Below are 15296 nucleotides of genomic sequence, written 5' to 3' on the forward strand. Positions count from 1 at the left end.
GGCCGCTGGTCGCGGCGGCCGGTCCCTACGCGGCCGAGGCGGCCACGTCCAGTTCGGCCCAGACGACCTTGCCGTTCACCGCTGAGCGGGATCCCCAGCGACGGGACATCTGGGCGACCAGGAAGAGGCCGCGGCCGCTCTCGTCCATGGAGTCCACGCTGCGCAGGCGCGGGGCGCAGACGTCGGTGTCGGACACCTCGCAGGTCAGCGCCTGGTGCCGGATCAGGCGCAGGCCGATCGGGCCGGTGCCGTGGCGCACGGCGTTGGTGACCAGCTCGCTCACGAGGAGCTTCGTGGAGTGCTCGAGCCCGACCAGGCCCCAGGCGGTCAGCTGGCCGACGGCCAGCTTCCTGGCGCGGCAGACGGCGGTCTCGTCGGCGGGCAGCGTCCAGGAGGCGATGTGGGCCGAGTTGAGCGACCGGGTCCTGACCAGGAGCAGGGTGACGTCGTCGCACGGTACCTGCGCGGGGAGGGACTCCGTCGCGCGGGTGCAGAGCTCCTCCAGGGACCGGCCCGGTTCCCCGAGGGCGGCGCCCAGGCGGTCCATCCCTTCCTCGATGTCGCCGCCGCGGCTCTCGATCAGGCCGTCGGTGTAGAGGGCGATCAGGCTTCCCTCGGGCAGTTCCAGCTCCACGGCCTCGAAGGGGTCCCCGAGGCCGATGCCCAGGGGCGCTCCGGTGGGGAGGTCGGGGAAGGTGACCCTGCCCTCGTGGTCGACGATGGCGGGCGGGGGGTGCCCGGCCCTGGCCATGGTGCACACCCGGGTGGCCGGGTCGTAGACGGCGTACAGGCAGGTGGCGCCCACGACGGCGGGTGTCTGGTCCACGGGGTCGGTGTCCTCCTCGACGAGTCTCTGGACCGTGTCGTCGAGGCGGGTCAGCAGTTCGGCGGGGGGCAGTTCCATGTCGGCCAGCGTGCGGACGGCGGCGCGGAGCGTGCCCATGGTCGCGGCGGCGTGCAGACCGTGGCCGACCACGTCACCGACGACGAGGGCGACCCGGGCGCCGGACAGCGGGATGACGTCGAACCAGTCGCCGCCCACCCCGTGGTCCATGTCGGCGGGCAGGTAGCGCGATGCCGCGTCGACGGCCATGCCGCCCCTCAGCCGGCGCGGGAGCAGGTTGCGCTGGAGGGTGAGGGCCGCGGTGTGCTCGCGTGCGTACTGGCGTGCGTTGTCCAGTGCCAGTGCGGCACGCCCGACGAGTTCCTCGGCCAGCAGCAGGTCGACGTCCTGGAACGGCTCCGGGTCCGCGGTGCGGATGAACAGCGCCACGCCCAGCAGGGCACGCCGGGCGCGGATCGGGACGACCATCAGCGAGTGGACCCCGTTCTCGCGGATCCTCGCGGCCAGGGCCGGGTCCTTGTCGATCCACATGCCGGGAGCGGTGTCCAGGATCGGCTCCAGGTAGGACCTGCCCGTGCTCAGGACGTGGGCGAACGGTGAGCCGGGCGGCACGGTGACCGGCTCGCCGCGCACCCACGCGGAGTCCGGAACCGCCTGGTGGACCGAGGCCAGACCCGCGCGTCGCAGAGCGGGGAGGCGTTGGCCCGTCGGGTCGATGCGCACCGGCGGTCCCTCGCTGAACGGTACGGACTGCTCCAGGTCCACGGCGACGTAGTCCGCCAGCAGCGGTACGGCGAGCTCGGCCAGTTCCTGGCTGGTCTGCATCACGTCCAGGGTGCTGCCCAGACGCGTACTGGCCTCGCCGACGGCGGCGAGGCGCTCGCGCGCGAGCCGGCTCTCGACCACGTCGGCACTGATGACGCAGACCCCCAGCGATTCGCCGTCGGCGCCCTGCAGGCAGTGGAACGACGCCGCGAACGGGTGCTCCCGGCCCTTGCTCACCGGCAGCCAGGTCCGGTACTCGTGCACCTTGGTGGTGCCGCTCTTCAGGACCTGCCGCATCACGGCCTCGAGCGCGCCCGCCTTGGCGCCGGCCAGCACGTCGACGAACCGTCGTCCGAGTCGCTCGTCGCGGGGGATGCCGTCGTGGTCCTCCATGACGTCGTTGACGAAGACGCACCGCAGCTGCGGATCGCGGATGACGACCCCGATGGGCGCGCGCGCGAGGAGCGGCCCCCACACCGATCCGCTCAGCGCGTCTCCGGACAGCACGCCGGTGTCGGTCAGGGTCGCGAGCCAGCGTGTCGTGCCGTTCCGGCCCTGCAGCATCGTCATCCGCAGGGTGACGTCGATCGTGCGCCCGTCCTGGTGGGACACCGCCGTCGTGCCCGGCCAGCCGTTCTCGGCACGGCACTGCTTGACGAAGTCCGACATCGACGGGGTCTCCCCGAAGGACGGCAGCACCAGCGCGGCGGGCAGGCCGACCACGGCTCCGGCGGCGTATCCGACCAGGCGCTCGGCGGCCGGCGTCCACGCGACGACCGTTCCCCGCTCGTCGAAGAGCGCGAACGCCGAGTCGGATATCCCGGGCGTGTTCACATGCTTACCGAGTGTCACCGCGTCCGTGCAGGTCATCGAAGTCTCGTCCTCAGGCAGGCAGGGGTGGGCGGAATGCCCGATTTGCGTCTTCCGGGGTGATGACCGGACAGCATCCGGATCTGTGACAGACGGCCCCGCATCCGGCACTCCCCCGGCGCCGTCCACGGCGCCGGGTCACCGCGCGCCGGCGTCGGTGGACGCCTCCGCGGCGGCTATGTCACCGGTCTCCGCCCAGAGGGTCGTCACGCCCTCCTCGTGCAGGGTGTGGATGCGGACGGAGGTGTGCGACAGGATCGCGGGGATCTTCTCGTCGCCGGGCAGGACGAGGCCGTAGACCTCCTTCCACCCGGCGCCGACGGCACGGTGCCCGAGGTCGCGCAGCAGACGGCTGCCGAGCCCGCTGTTCTGCCACGCGTCCTCGACGAGCAGCGCCGCCTCCGCGTTCCCGCGGTCCGGCATCAGGTGGCCCACGGCCACGATGTCGCCGGCCGGCTGCTGCACGGCCAGGTGCACGGCCCCGGGCCTGGACAGCAGGGTGCGCAGGTAGGAACGGGGATCGCCCATCGCGCGGTGGTACCGGCTCCACAGGGTGCGTGCCGAGCACCTGAGGTGCATGGCCACGGTGCGTTCGAGGTCCTGGGGGCCGACTTCGACCACGTGGGGCCCCTGCCGCGCGGGCCTTGCGTTCCGCAGCCGGCCGCGAGCGAAGGGGATCACCGGCCCTCGCCTCCCGGGGCCGTCACGACGGGAACCACAGGTCGGCCTCCTCGGCCTCCTCCTTGCCGATGGCGAAGAGGGCGATGTCCTTCTTGCGGGACCGCTGCGGCGGCAACCGGGCCACGAAGGCGTGGTCCCCGTCGCCGACCAGCGCCCTGCCGTGCCCGCCGGAGCCCGAAGTGGGCAGGAAGTACTCGGCGTTGACCTCCCTGTAGCGTGCCCATTCCTCCGGGAGGTCGTCCTCGCGGAAGATCGCCTCGACCGGGCACACGGGCTCGCACGCACGGCAGTCCACGCACTCGACGGGGTTGATGTAGAGCGTCCTGCCGCCCTCGTAAATGCAGTCCACCGGACACTCGGCGACGCAGGCCCGGTCCTTGACGTCGACGCAGGGCTGCGCGATGACGTAGGCCACCTTCTGCTCCTCGGTCGCTGCGGGGACGGACCGGTGGGCCGGCTGCCCCGGGCGTCCTTCGATCAGCTGTATGACCGGGACACCCCTGACGTCGTGACAAGGCGCCCGCCCGGAGGCCGGGCGACACGACCGGCTGTGTCACACGACGGGGTGCCGAGCGGTCTGGTGGTTGACTCTCCGTACATGGTTCGCAGCATGCGACATCCGAGATGAGGTGCATTGTGTCCCCTGAGAACACTTTCGTGATCGTCGGAGGCGGTCTGGCCGCGGGCAAGGCGGCGGAGGCTCTGCGGGAGAACGGCTACGACGGCCGGCTCGTCCTCATCGGCGACGAACGGGAAAAGCCCTACGTCCGCCCGCCGCTCTCGAAGGGCTATCTGCTCGGCAAGGAGACGCGCGATTCGATCTACGTGCATCCCGACGAGTGGTACGACAAGCACGACGTCGACCTGATGCTCGGTACGACGGTGACCGGCCTCGACGCCGGCGCCAAGGAGGTGGAGCTCGACGGCGGGCGCCGCTTGCCCTGGACGAAGCTGCTCCTGGCCACCGGTTCGACCCCGCGCCGCCTGTCCGTCCCCGGGGCGGACCTGGACAACGTGCTCTACCTGCGCCGTGTGGGCGACAGCGAGCGGCTCAAGGAGGCGTTCACCGCGGGCGCGCGGATCGTCGTCATCGGCGCCGGGTGGATCGGCCTGGAGACCGCCGCCGCCGCCAAGCAGGCCGGGGCGGAGGTGACGGTGCTGGAGCACGAGGAGCTGCCGCTGCTCAGGGTCCTGGGGCGCGAGGCCGCCGAGGTCTTCGCGGGCCTGCACACCGACCACGGCGTCGTGCTGCGCCACGGCGTGACGGTGGAGCGCATCACCGGCACCGGCGGCCGCGCCGACGGGGTGCAGCTCGCCGACGGCACCCGCCTCCCCGCGGACGCGGTGGTCGTCGGCGTCGGCATCACCCCCAACGTCCAGCTCGCCGAGGCGGCCGGGCTGGAGGTGCGCAACGGCGTCGTCACCGACGCGCACCTGCGGACCTCGTCACCGGACGTCTTCGCCGCGGGCGACGTCGCCAACGCCCACCACCCGTTCCTCGACCGCCACATCCGCGTCGAGCACTGGGCCAACGCGCTCAACCAGCCGGCCACCGCCGCGCAGGCCATGCTCGGCAAGGACGCCGTCTACGACCGGCTGCCGTACTTCTACACCGACCAGTACGACCTGGGCATGGAGTACACCGGCTACGTGGAGCCCGGCGGCTACGACCGCGTCGTCTTCCGCGGGGACCGGGCGGCACGGGAGTTCATCGCCTTCTGGATGTCGGGGAACCGCATCCTGGCCGGCATGAACGTCAACGTGTGGGACGTCGTCGAGCCGGTCCGCGACCTGATCACCTCGCGCGCCGCGGTCGACGACGCGCGCCTGGCCGACCCGGACGTGCCCCTGGACCGCGTCGTCGCCTGACGATCCGGCCCCGTGGGCGTGGGACGGCCGGGCGCCCCGGTCGTCCCACGCCCTTCCGGACGCCCCGCCACGCGGTGCCCGGCGGGCGGGGACCGCTGTCACAGATGGCCTGACCGCCCGGTCGTATTTGGTGACAACCAAGTCGATCGGAGCAGACCGTGGCCCTCACTGAACGACACATTTCCACCATGGTGCTGGTGATCGGTACCGGAGGAGCAGGACTGCGAGCGGCGATCGAACTGGCGGAGGCCGGTGTCGACGTCCTCGCGGTCGGCAAGCGGCCCAAGGACGACGCCCACACGGCCCTGGCGGCCGGAGGCATCAACGCAGCGCTCGCCACGATGGACCCCGAGGACAGCTGGCAGCAGCACGCCGCGGACACGCTCAAGGAGAGCTACCTGCTGGCCGACCCCCGCACCGTGGAGATCGTCACCCAGGGTGCGGCCCTGGGCATCGACGACCTGGAGCGGTACGGCATGGCCTTCGCCAGGGAGGAGGACGGCCGGATCTCGCAGCGCTTCTTCGGCGCGCACAAGTACCGCCGCACCGCCTTCGCCGGGGACTACACCGGCCTGGAGATCCAGCGCACGCTCGTGCGGCGGGCCGAGCAGCTCGACATCCCGGTGCTCGACGGCGTCTACATCACCCGCATCCTCGAACACGACGGCGCCGTGTTCGGCGCGTACGGCTTCGACCTCACCGACGGCACGCGCTACCTCATCCACGCCGACGCCGTCATCCTCGCGGCCGGCGGACACACCCGGATCTGGCGGCGCACCTCCTCCCGGCGCGACGAGAACACCGGTGACTCGTTCCGTCTGGCCGTGGAGGCCGGCGCGCGGCTGCGCGACGCCGAGCTCGTCCAGTTCCACCCCTCCGGCATCATCGAGCCGGAGAACGCGGCCGGCACGCTCGTCAGCGAGGCCGCCCGCGGTGAGGGCGGCATCCTGCGCAACGCGCTCGGGGAGCGGTTCATGAGCCGCTACGACCCCGAGCGGATGGAGCTGTCCACCCGCGACCGCGTCGCCCTCGCCTCCTACACGGAGATCAAGGAGGGCCGCGGCACCCCCAAGGGAGCCGTGTGGCTGGACGTCTCCCACCTGCCGCGCCAGACCATCATGAACCGGCTCCCCCGGGTCTACCAGACGCTGCTGGACCTGCAGATGCTGGACATCACCCGCGACCCCATCGAGATCGCGCCCACCGCGCACTACTCGATGGGCGGCGTCTGGGTGCGGCCCGAGGACCACAGCACCGATGTCCGCGGCCTGTACGCCATCGGCGAGGCGTCCAGCGGCCTGCACGGCGCGAACCGCCTGGGCGGCAACAGCCTCATCGAGCTGCTGGTCTTCGGTCGCATCACGGGTCAGGCGGCCGCCGCCTACTCGCTGGGACTGACCTCGCAGCCGCGGTCGGCGGCGGCGGTGGCGCAGGCCCGCGCCGAGGTCGACGACCTGGTGGCGGCGGACGGACCGGAGAACGTCCGCGCCCTGCAGCGCGCCATCCGCAACACCATGACCGAACACGCGGGCGTGGTGCGCGACGAGGAGGGCCTGCGGGCCGGTCTGGCGGAACTCGACCTCATCGAGCAGCGGATGGAGTCCGTCGGTGTCCACCCCGACATCGCCGGCTTCCAGGACCTCGCGCACGCCTTCGACCTCAAGTCGGCGGCCCTGGCCGCGCGCGCCACGCTGGAATCGGCGCTGGAGCGGCGTGAGACCCGCGGCTGCCACAACCGCAGCGACTACCCGGCGCAGGATCCGGCGCTGCGGGTCAACCTCGTCTGGTCCCCCAGGACCGGCGTCACCCGGGAGAGCATCCCGGACATCCCCGAGGAGATCACCGCCCTGATGCAGGAGGTCTCCACCGAAGGCAAGCTCGTCGAGTGAGGACCGCTCGCGTCCTGTGAGGGATCCGGGGGCCCGCCACATCGGGCCCCTGTCACAAACGGCTCCGCTGCCCGGTCTTCCCAGCGAAGAGACACCGGCCGGTGCCGGTGGGGCGCCCCACCGCCCCTTGCGCGTCACGCACGAGAACATCCGAGAGGACTCCATCATGAAGGTCGTAGTCATCGGCGGAACCGGGCTGATCGGCTCGAAGGTCGTCAGCAAGCTCAACGAGCACGGGCACGAGGCCGTCGCGGCCTCCCCCAACACCGGCGTCAACACCCTGACCGGCGAGGGTCTCGCCGAGGTGCTGCAGGGCGCGCAGGTCGTGGTCGACGTCTCCAACTCGCCCTCGTGGGAGGACGACGCCGTGATGAACTTCTTCCGCACCTGCACCGGCAACCTCATGGAGGCGAACGCCAAGGCGGGTGTCGTCCACCACGTCGCTCTCTCCATCGTCGGCACCGACCGGCTCCCGGACAACGGCTACTTCCGCGCCAAGCTGGCCCAGGAGGAGCTGATCAAGGCGTCGGGCATGCCTTACTCCATCGTCCACGCCACGCAGTTCTTCGAGTTCGTGAACGGCATCGCGGACGCGGGGACCGAGGGCGACACGGTGCGCATCGCGCCCGTGAAGTTCCAGCCCATCTACTCCGACGACGTGGCCACGGCCGTCGCCCGCACCGCGGCCGGCACGCCCCTGGGCGGCATGGTGGAGATCGCCGGCCCGGACGTGTTCCGGTTCGACGAGCTGGTCCGTGACGTGCTCACCGCCCAGAACGACCCCCGCAAGGTCGTCGCGGACCCGCAGGCCCCGTACTACGGGTCCGTGCTGCAGGACGACTCGCTCGTCCCCGGCGCCGGCGCGCAGCTCGCCGCGACCCGCTTCGCCGACTGGTTCGCCCAGCAGCAGCGGTGACCCCCGCGGGTGGCCCCTGCCCCCGGTGGGGGCCACCGCAGCCGTCCCCGACCCACCCGTACGAAGAGGTCGACCCGCCATGCCCAGGAATTGCGCGGAAACCACCGTCCCCGGCTCCCGTCCGCAGGAGGAACTGTCCGGTGCGTACGTCATCGACCCGGTCCACAGCGCGGTCGGCTTCTCCGTCCGGCACGCCATGGTCGCCAACGTACGCGGCAGATTCTCCGCGTTCGAGGGGTTCCTCCGGCTCGACGCGCGCCATCCGGCCCGTTCGGAGGCCCACGTGAGCGTGCAGACCGGCAGCCTGGACACCGGCGTCCGGGCGCGGGACTCCCACATCACCGGCCCCGACTTCCTGGACTCGGCGACGTTCCCCCTCATGGTCTTCCGCTCCACCGCGGTCGTCCCCCTGGACGAGGACCGCTTCCGTATGACGGGGAACCTCAGGATCAAGGACGTCGAACTGCCGCTGCACATCGACCTCGACTACGGCGGCACCGCCCGCGACACCGACGGGCAGCGACGGGTCGGCTTCGAGGGCTCGGCCGTCCTCCGCCGTTCGGACTGGGGCCTCAACTGGAACGTCCCCCTGGAGACCGGAGGCGTGCTGCTCAGCGACAAGGCGCGGCTCGAACTCAGCGTCTCAGCGCTGCAACTCGGCCCGGAGGCCCTGTGATGACCCGATCCGCCGACCACCACCCCGACACTTCGGCGACCGCCGCGGCACTCGCCGCCCAGGCCGTGGCGCTGGAGCGGCGCGTCATCGAACTGCGCCGCGAACTCGCGGACGTCGCCGATCGCATGACCACCGTCGCCGAGGCTCTGAGCGGCCTCCGCGGCTCCGGTCTCCTCCCCGACCAGGCCGCGGGCGACGACCACTGAGGAGTCCTGCGGTCAGGCGGGCTGCCACAGCTCGATGCGGTTGCCCTCGGGATCGGTGACCCAGCCGAACCGGCCGACGCCGTCCATGTCCTGCGTCTCCTCGGCCACGTCGGCGCCCTTGGCGCGCAGTTGCGCGAGCATGGCGTCCAGGTCGCGGACCCGGAAGTTGAGCATGGTCTGCTGGGTGCGGGACCCGAAGTAGTCGGTCCCGGACTCGAAGGTCGCGAACACCGTCGGCCCCGCCTCCTGACGCCACAGGCCGTGCTCGTCGGCGTCCAGGCCCAGGCAGTCCCGGTACCACGCGTTCAGAGCCGCGGGGTCGGCCGCCCGCATGAAGTACCCACCGATTCCCAGCACACGTTCCATGCCGCCCATCCTGCCAGGACGGCGATCAGGATGCGCGGCACCACACCATCGCCCGACGGGCGCCCGGGGCGGCACCCGGGGACGGCCTTCAGCGTCGGCCCCGCAGGACCGCTCCCAGGGCCAGACCGGTACCCAGGCCGATCAGGGTGCCGGACACGGCCCACCGCCGGCGCGGTCCCCGGGGCGCAGGGGCGCCGGGCACCCGCGGGGTGCGCGCCGGGGGGCCGGCGGCGACGGCCCGGGCGAGTTCCTCGCCGACGACGCCCAGGAAACGACGGCCCGCACGGCTCCCGGACGAGCGGGCGATCCACGAGGCGCGGGCCCTGCTCCAGTAGTCGCGCCCCGCTTCCCCGGTGAACATCCCGGCCAGCATGTCCCGCAGCAGGCCCTCGGGGATCGTCCCGATCTCGTAGCCCATCCACGCGTAGTTCATCATCAGGTCGGCGTAGACGTGCCGTCTCTGCCCGTCCGGATCGGCGATGTCCGTCGCACCCCAGACGGGCTGGAACAGTGCCATGTCGTCGAGCTCCAGCCGGGCCAGCTCCAGGTAGTAGCCGCGGATCCCCTGGATCTGCTCGGCCCTGGCCTGCCGGTTCTGGACGATCAGCGACACCGCGACACCGGCCAGCGCGAGTGCCGAGACGATCGCCGACGTGAAGCCGTAGGCGGCACCGACCTGGCCCAGCCGGTCCCAGTCCACGCCCCGCGAACCGGAGATCCCCTCCAGCACGAACGGGGACAGCAGGACCGCCGCCAGCACGACCGCCGCGGCCGCCAGCAGCCCCAGAAGCCCGGTGACACGTCGGGCCAACGAGCCCCTTCCCACCGGACGTTGACGAACCATCACAGCGCACCCTCCCCCAAGCCGGGCCCTCCCGGTTGCCACGGGCCGATTGTGCCGTGCCGGCCCGGGGGCCGGGGTGTGACCCCGCTTGTAGGAGGCTGCGCCTACCAGTTGGGAGGGACCGGCTCGTGGAGCCGGCCGACGCTTTTCTGAAACACTCGGCGCGCCGGAGGACTCCGATCACGAAGGAATGCTGGACATGAGCCGAGTATCGCCCGTGGATACGGTCCGGAATTTCTGCGCGGAATTCGGACCCACCTATGACGATGCCGTGGCCGCCTGTCACCGGTTCCTCCATCCCGACGTCAACTGGCAGTCCGTCATCTTCAACGACCATCCCGTGGACGGCCTGGACGCCCTCCTCGACGACCTGCGCCGTGCCCTGGAGACCTTCCGCGCGAGCGGCTTCCGCATGGATGTACGTCACATCCAGGCCGACGGGGACGTCGTTTCCGTGCGCCGGACCGACGAACTCCTGGATGGGGAGGGACATTCCCTGGAGGCGCACGACATCGTGTCAGCCGTCTATCTCGAGGACGGCAAGATCCGGTGCGCGAGGGACCGCTTCTTCGATTCGAGCAGGTCCGCAGACGCGTGGGGCGGCTGACGGCGGCGTCTACTCCTGGACCACCGCCGCGGTCTGCAGGCGAGCCGCGTCCTGGCCCGGCGGGGCACCGAACATGCGGCGGTACTCGCGGCTGAACTGCGAGGGGCTGTCGTAGCCGACGGCGTGACCGACCGCGGCGACGTCGTCCGGCGCCGCGATGAGTCGCAGGCGGGCCTTCTGCAACCGGAGTTGCTTCTGGAACTGCAACGGGCTCATGGCGGTCACCGCGCGGAAGTGCCGGTTCAGCGAGGAGACGCTCACGCCCACCTCCCGGGCGACGTCGTCGATCCGGATGACCTGGTCGTAGTGGGCCTTGATCCAGTCGATCGCGCGGGCCACGAGCGACATGCGGCTGTCGGCGCGTCCGATCTGCCGGATCAACGCTCCCTGCGGCCCGTTCAGCAGCCGCCAGTGGATCTCGCGCCGCACCCCGGGAGCCAGTACGGGCACGTCCCGGGGCTCGTCCAGCAGGCGCAGCAGCCGCAGGACCGCGTCCAGCAGCCGGTCGTCGGCATCGCTGGTCGCCAGGCCCGGGCCCTCGTACGGGCTGGCCGGGACAGGGGCGGCCTCCAGCAGCAGCTGCGCGATGACCGCCGGCCGCAGCGGAAGCCCGAACCCGAGGAACGGCTCGGCGGCCGAGGCGCGGCTGATCTGCGAGGTCAGCGGCAGCTCCACGGTGGCGACCAGGTACTGGCCCGCCCGGTAGTCGAAGATGCGGTCACCCAGGACCGAGCGCTTCGCCCCCTGGACCGTCAGTGCCATCATCGGCTCGTTGACGGTGCCCATCGGTTCGGTGACGTGGTCGCTGGCGAACACGACCGTTCCCTCGACCCACCGCGGCCGCGGGCTCCCCGAGGACAGACGCGTGATCCGCTCGCCGATCTCTTCCAGGTGACGCACCATCCCAGTGGACCACATCATGGCGACGCGCGCACGGACGATCTGGGCAAGGCTGAGCGGATCGTGCAACGATCCGCGCCGATCGGTCTAGGAGAACACCAGGTGGCGGGGTCGAATGGAGGAGCACCAGGGGACGGCCTGCGCGGTCTCCCCACCCCGTTCTCCGTGAGGAAGCCCCATCATGCCGCTCGATTCCTACGTCACGCTCGGCCGCTCGGGACTGCGCGTCAGCCCCTTCACCCTGGGCACGATGACCTTCGGTGAGGATCACGGATGGGGCTGCAGCCCCGAGGAGTCCGCGAACATCCTGGCCGCCTACCTCGACCGCGGCGGCAACTCGATCGACACCGCGAACATCTACACCAACGGACACTCCGAGAAGATCGTCGGCGACTACTTCGCCGGCCGGCCCGCGCTGCGCGACCGGGTCGTGCTCGGCACCAAGTTCTTCGGCAACCTCTACGAGAACGACCCCAACGGCGGCGGACCCGGCCGCAAGGCGATCGTGCAACAGCTGGAGAACTCCCTGCGGCGCCTGCAGACCGACTACGTCGACATCTACTGGCTCCACAACTTCGACCCGGCCACGCCCGTCGAGGAGACCCTCCGCGCGCTGGACGACCTGGTCCGCGACGGCAAGGTCCGCTACATCGGGTTCTCCGACGTACCGGCGTGGGCGACGGCCGAGGCCGCCACCATCGCGCGCTTCCGCGGATGGGCCCCGGTCGTCGCGCTGCAGCTGGAGTACTCCCTGCTCGAACGCACCTCGGAGGGCGAGCTGATCCCCATGGCCGAGGCCCTCGGCATGGCCGTGATGCCGTGGGGGCCGCTGCGCAGCGGCTTCCTGTCCGGCAAGTACTCCAGCTCCTCCACCGGGCCGGTGGACACCGCGCGTACGCAGCTCGTCGGCGCCCCCGGCGAGGCCGACTACAAGGTCATCGACGCGCTCCACGCCGTCGCCGCCGACGCGGGCGCCGACCCCGCCGCGGTCGCGCTGGCCTGGGTGCAGGGCCGCCCCGGGGTCACGTCCACCCTCATCGGCGCGCGGCGCATGGACCAGTTCGAGGCCAACCTGCGGGCCCTGGACGTCAGCCTCACCCCGGCCCAGCGCGGTGTGCTCGACGAGGTGTCCACGCCGTCGCTGAACTTCCCCGCCCACAACAACGCGACGCTGGCGCCGATGCTCCAGTTCGCCGGGGCGAGCGTCGACGGCCGCCCGTCCATGCCCTCCCCGCTCCTGCGGGCCCACAGCGCCCGCTACTGAAGCGGCTCCCACGGTGCGGGGGGGTACGTGACGACACGGGGCCGGGGCGTGATCGCCCCGGCCCCCGCCGCGCGTCAGGCGCCGACGTAGGAGGCCAGGTGCCGGCCGGTGAGCGTCGAGCGGGCGGCGACGAGGTCCGCCGGGGTGCCCTCGAAGACGATCTGCCCACCGTCGTGGCCTGCGCCGGGGCCGAGGTCGATGATCCAGTCGGCGTGCGCCATGACCGCCTGGTGGTGCTCGACGACGATGACGGACTTGCCGGAGTCGACGAGGCGGTCCAGCAGACCGAGCAGTTGCTCGACGTCGGCGAGGTGCAGGCCGGCGGTCGGCTCGTCGAGGACGTAGACGCCGCCCTTGTCGCCCATGTGCGTGGCCAGCTTCAGCCGCTGCCGCTCACCGCCGGACAGCGTGGTGAGCGGTTGGCCGAGGCTGACGTAGCCGAGTCCGACGTCGGCGAGCCGGCCTAGGATGCGGTGCGCGGCGGGCGTGTGCGCCTCGCCGGCGCCGAAGAACTCCTCGGCGTCGGTGACCGACATCGCGAGCACCTCGCTGATGTCGCGCCCGCCGAGGTGGTACTCCAGCACCGAGGCCTGGAAGCGCTTGCCCTCGCACTCCTCGCAGGTGCTGGCGACGCCCGCCATCATGGCCAGGTCCGTGTAGACCACGCCGGCTCCGTTGCAGGTGGGGCAGGCGCCCTCGGAGTTGGCGCTGAACAGCGCGGGCTTCACGTCGTTGGCCTTGGCGAACGCCTTGCGGATCGGGTCGAGCAGTCCGGTGTACGTCGCCGGGTTGCTGCGGCGCGAGCCGCGGATGGGGCTCTGGTCGACGGACACGACACCGGCGCCGGCGGGGATGGACCCGTGTACGAGGGAGCTCTTGCCCGAGCCCGCGACTCCCGTGATCACCGTGAGCACCCCGAGCGGGACGTCGACGTCGACGTCGCGCAGGTTGTGCGCCGTGGCGCCGCGGACCTCCAGGTTGCCGGTGGGCTTGCGCACCGTCTCCTTCAGGGACGCACGGTCGTCGAAGTGGCGCCCGGTGATGGTGCCGCTGCTCCGCAGCCCCTCGATGTCGCCCTCGAAGCAGACGGTGCCGCCGGCCGTTCCGGCGCCGGGGCCGAGGTCGACGACGTGGTCGGCGATGGCGATCGTCTCCGGCTTGTGCTCCACGACGAGCACCGTGTTGCCCTTGTCCCGCAGGCGCAGCAGCAGCCCGTTCATCCGCTGGATGTCGTGCGGGTGCAGACCGGTGGTGGGCTCGTCGAAGACGTAGGTGGTGTCGGTGAGCGAGGAGCCGAGGTGGCGGATCATCTTGACGCGCTGCGCCTCGCCGCCCGAGAGCGTGCCCGACGGCCGTTCGAGCGAGAGGTAGCCGAGTCCGATCTCCACGAACGACTCGAGGGTGTGCTGCAGCTTCGTGAGCAGCGGCGCCACCGAGGGCTCGTCCAGGGCGCGCACCCAGGCGACCAGGTCGCTGATCTGCATCGCGCAGGCGTCGGCGATGCCGATCCCGGCGATCTTCGACTCCCGGGCGCCTTCGCTGAGCCGCGTGCCGTCGCACTCGGGGCAGGTGGTGAAGGCGACGGCGCGGTCCACGAACTCGCGAATGTGCGGCTGCATCGCCTCCTTGTCCTTGGCGAGCATCGACTTCTGCACCCGCGGGACCAGTCCCTCGTAGGTCATGTTGATGCCCGCGATCTTCATGCGGGTCGGCTCGCGGTGCAGGAAGTCGTGCAGTTCCTGCTGGGTGAAGGTGCGGATCGGCTTGTCGGGGTCGAAGAAGCCGGACTCGGCGTAGAGCCGGGAGTTCCAGCCGCCGCCCTTGTAGCCGGGGACGGTGATCGCACCCTCGTTGAGCGACTTGGAGTCGTCGAAGAGCTGGCTCAGGTCGATGTCGGAGACCGTGCCCCGGCCCTCGCAGCGCGGGCACATGCCGCCGGTGCGGGTGAAGGTGACCTTCTCGGCCTTGCTTGCGCCGCGCTCGACGGTGATCGCGCCGCTGGCCCGGACGGAGGGCACGTTGAAAGCGTAGGCGCTGGGCGGGCCGATGTGCGGGGTGCCGAGCCGGCTGAAGAGGATGCGCAGCATGGCGTTGGCGTCGGTGACGGTGCCGACGGTGGAGCGGGGGTCCGCCCCCAGCCGCTGCTGGTCGACGGTGATCGCGGTCGTCAGCCCGTCGAGGACGTCGACCTCGGGGCGGGCCAGTGTCGGCATGAAGCCCTGGACGAAGGCGCTGTAGGTCTCGTTGATCAGCCGCTGCGACTCCGCGGCGATCGTGTTGAAGACCAGGGAGCTCTTGCCCGAGCCGGAGACTCCGGTGAACACCGTGAGCCGGCGCTTCGGGATCTCGATGCTGACGTCCTTCAGGTTGTTCTCGCGCGCACCGTGCACGCGGATCAGATCGTGGCTGTCGGCAACGTGCGGCGCAGGCGACTGCGCGTCCGCCTTCTTGGCCATGTGTGTCGTCTCTCCATCTGTCTCGTGCGTGCGCGGCCGCTCTCGCGGTCCCCGTCGGCGTCGCCTGGCTCGATCTGACCGGCTTCGGTCAAGTATGTCCGGTCCCCCGCGGCGGCGGGGCGCGGCCACCGTAACCGTCCGCC

The 15296-nt window shown here is 71.5% G+C and carries 13 protein-coding genes and 1 pseudogene; 7 read left to right on the forward strand and 7 right to left on the reverse strand.

Annotation, left to right across the window (positions count from 1 at the left end):
• Window positions 1–25 precede the first annotated feature (25 nt).
• The 3 genes and pseudogenes from AC1VWI_RS04695 to fdxA all read right to left on the reverse strand — a co-directional run.
• Entirely contained in the window at window positions 26–2479 is a 2454-nt protein-coding gene (locus tag AC1VWI_RS04695; RefSeq protein ID WP_499509634.1) for a SpoIIE family protein phosphatase, read from the reverse strand.
• Window positions 2480–2617: 138 nt separating this feature from the next.
• Window positions 2618–3100, reverse strand: coding sequence for a GNAT family N-acetyltransferase (locus tag AC1VWI_RS04700; RefSeq protein ID WP_499509635.1), 483 nt, complete (start codon window positions 3098–3100; stop codon window positions 2618–2620).
• Window positions 3101–3263: 163 nt separating this feature from the next.
• Window positions 3264–3575: pseudogene (gene fdxA / locus AC1VWI_RS04705) on the reverse strand (ferredoxin); the annotation flags it as partial.
• A gap of 209 nt (window positions 3576–3784) precedes the next feature.
• Here fdxA and AC1VWI_RS04710 point away from each other — a divergent pair.
• From AC1VWI_RS04710 to AC1VWI_RS04730, 5 genes are all read left to right on the forward strand, one after another.
• Entirely contained in the window at window positions 3785–5029 is a 1245-nt protein-coding gene (locus AC1VWI_RS04710) for an NAD(P)/FAD-dependent oxidoreductase (protein WP_499509636.1), read from the forward strand.
• 188 nt (window positions 5030–5217) lie between these two features.
• Complete coding sequence (locus AC1VWI_RS04715; RefSeq protein ID WP_499509637.1) at window positions 5218–6918, forward strand: L-aspartate oxidase; 1701 nt, start codon at window positions 5218–5220, stop codon at window positions 6916–6918.
• A 166-nt stretch (window positions 6919–7084) separates the two neighbouring features.
• Complete coding sequence (locus tag AC1VWI_RS04720) at window positions 7085–7834, forward strand: SDR family oxidoreductase (protein ID WP_499509638.1); 750 nt, start codon at window positions 7085–7087, stop codon at window positions 7832–7834.
• A gap of 79 nt (window positions 7835–7913) precedes the next feature.
• Complete coding sequence (locus tag AC1VWI_RS04725; RefSeq protein ID WP_499509639.1) at window positions 7914–8510, forward strand: YceI family protein; 597 nt, start codon at window positions 7914–7916, stop codon at window positions 8508–8510.
• Window positions 8510–8716: a hypothetical protein gene (locus AC1VWI_RS04730; protein WP_499509640.1), complete on the forward strand. Its 207-nt coding sequence runs from the start codon at window positions 8510–8512 to the stop codon at window positions 8714–8716. Before AC1VWI_RS04725 ends, AC1VWI_RS04730 begins: the two co-directional genes overlap by 1 nt.
• Window positions 8717–8728: 12 nt before the next feature.
• Here AC1VWI_RS04730 and AC1VWI_RS04735 read toward each other — a convergent pair whose 3' ends face one another.
• Both AC1VWI_RS04735 and AC1VWI_RS04740 read right to left on the reverse strand, forming a co-directional pair.
• Complete coding sequence (locus tag AC1VWI_RS04735; RefSeq protein WP_499509641.1) at window positions 8729–9082, reverse strand: VOC family protein; 354 nt, start codon at window positions 9080–9082, stop codon at window positions 8729–8731.
• A gap of 88 nt (window positions 9083–9170) precedes the next feature.
• A complete protein-coding gene (locus AC1VWI_RS04740) occupies window positions 9171–9893 on the reverse strand; it encodes a DUF6082 family protein (RefSeq protein WP_499509642.1) in 723 nt (240 codons plus the stop codon).
• Window positions 9894–10125: 232 nt separating this feature from the next.
• Between AC1VWI_RS04740 and AC1VWI_RS04745 the strand changes: the two genes are divergently transcribed.
• Window positions 10126–10533, forward strand: coding sequence for a nuclear transport factor 2 family protein (locus AC1VWI_RS04745; protein ID WP_499509643.1), 408 nt, complete (start codon window positions 10126–10128; stop codon window positions 10531–10533).
• 9 nt (window positions 10534–10542) lie between these two features.
• Here AC1VWI_RS04745 and AC1VWI_RS04750 read toward each other — a convergent pair whose 3' ends face one another.
• Complete coding sequence (locus AC1VWI_RS04750; protein ID WP_499509644.1) at window positions 10543–11436, reverse strand: AraC family transcriptional regulator; 894 nt, start codon at window positions 11434–11436, stop codon at window positions 10543–10545.
• A 178-nt stretch (window positions 11437–11614) separates the two neighbouring features.
• Here AC1VWI_RS04750 and AC1VWI_RS04755 point away from each other — a divergent pair, with 178 nt between their 5' ends.
• The gene (locus tag AC1VWI_RS04755) at window positions 11615–12697 is read left to right on the forward strand and encodes an aldo/keto reductase (RefSeq protein WP_499509645.1); all 1083 of its coding nucleotides are present in this window, start codon (window positions 11615–11617) and stop codon (window positions 12695–12697) included.
• A gap of 74 nt (window positions 12698–12771) precedes the next feature.
• Here AC1VWI_RS04755 and AC1VWI_RS04760 read toward each other — a convergent pair whose 3' ends face one another.
• On the reverse strand, window positions 12772–15153 hold the full coding sequence (locus AC1VWI_RS04760) for an ATP-binding cassette domain-containing protein (RefSeq protein WP_499509646.1): 2382 nt from the start codon (window positions 15151–15153) through the stop codon (window positions 12772–12774).
• Between the last annotated feature and the right edge of the window lie 143 nt (window positions 15154–15296).

This window comes from Streptomyces sp. TOM-9, assembly GCF_056858595.1.

What these genes read in the sequence shown, in the direction of transcription:
- AC1VWI_RS04760 (WP_499509646.1), bottom strand. Translation starts at nt 15,153, where the DNA reads ATGGCCAAGAAGGCGGACGCGCAGTCGCCTGCGCCGCACGTTGCCGAC.
- AC1VWI_RS04750 (WP_499509644.1), bottom strand. Translation starts at nt 11,436, where the DNA reads ATGGTGCGTCACCTGGAAGAGATCGGCGAGCGGATCACGCGTCTGTCC.
- AC1VWI_RS04735 (WP_499509641.1), bottom strand. Translation starts at nt 9,082, where the DNA reads ATGGAACGTGTGCTGGGAATCGGTGGGTACTTCATGCGGGCGGCCGAC.
- AC1VWI_RS04730 (WP_499509640.1), top strand. Translation starts at nt 8,510, where the DNA reads ATGACCCGATCCGCCGACCACCACCCCGACACTTCGGCGACCGCCGCG.
- AC1VWI_RS04715 (WP_499509637.1), top strand. Translation starts at nt 5,218, where the DNA reads ATGGTGCTGGTGATCGGTACCGGAGGAGCAGGACTGCGAGCGGCGATC.
- AC1VWI_RS04695 (WP_499509634.1), bottom strand. Translation starts at nt 2,479, where the DNA reads ATGACCTGCACGGACGCGGTGACACTCGGTAAGCATGTGAACACGCCC.
- AC1VWI_RS04745 (WP_499509643.1), top strand. Translation starts at nt 10,126, where the DNA reads ATGAGCCGAGTATCGCCCGTGGATACGGTCCGGAATTTCTGCGCGGAA.
- AC1VWI_RS04725 (WP_499509639.1), top strand. Translation starts at nt 7,914, where the DNA reads ATGCCCAGGAATTGCGCGGAAACCACCGTCCCCGGCTCCCGTCCGCAG.
- AC1VWI_RS04755 (WP_499509645.1), top strand. Translation starts at nt 11,615, where the DNA reads ATGCCGCTCGATTCCTACGTCACGCTCGGCCGCTCGGGACTGCGCGTC.
- AC1VWI_RS04720 (WP_499509638.1), top strand. Translation starts at nt 7,085, where the DNA reads ATGAAGGTCGTAGTCATCGGCGGAACCGGGCTGATCGGCTCGAAGGTC.
- AC1VWI_RS04710 (WP_499509636.1), top strand. Translation starts at nt 3,785, where the DNA reads ATGAGGTGCATTGTGTCCCCTGAGAACACTTTCGTGATCGTCGGAGGC.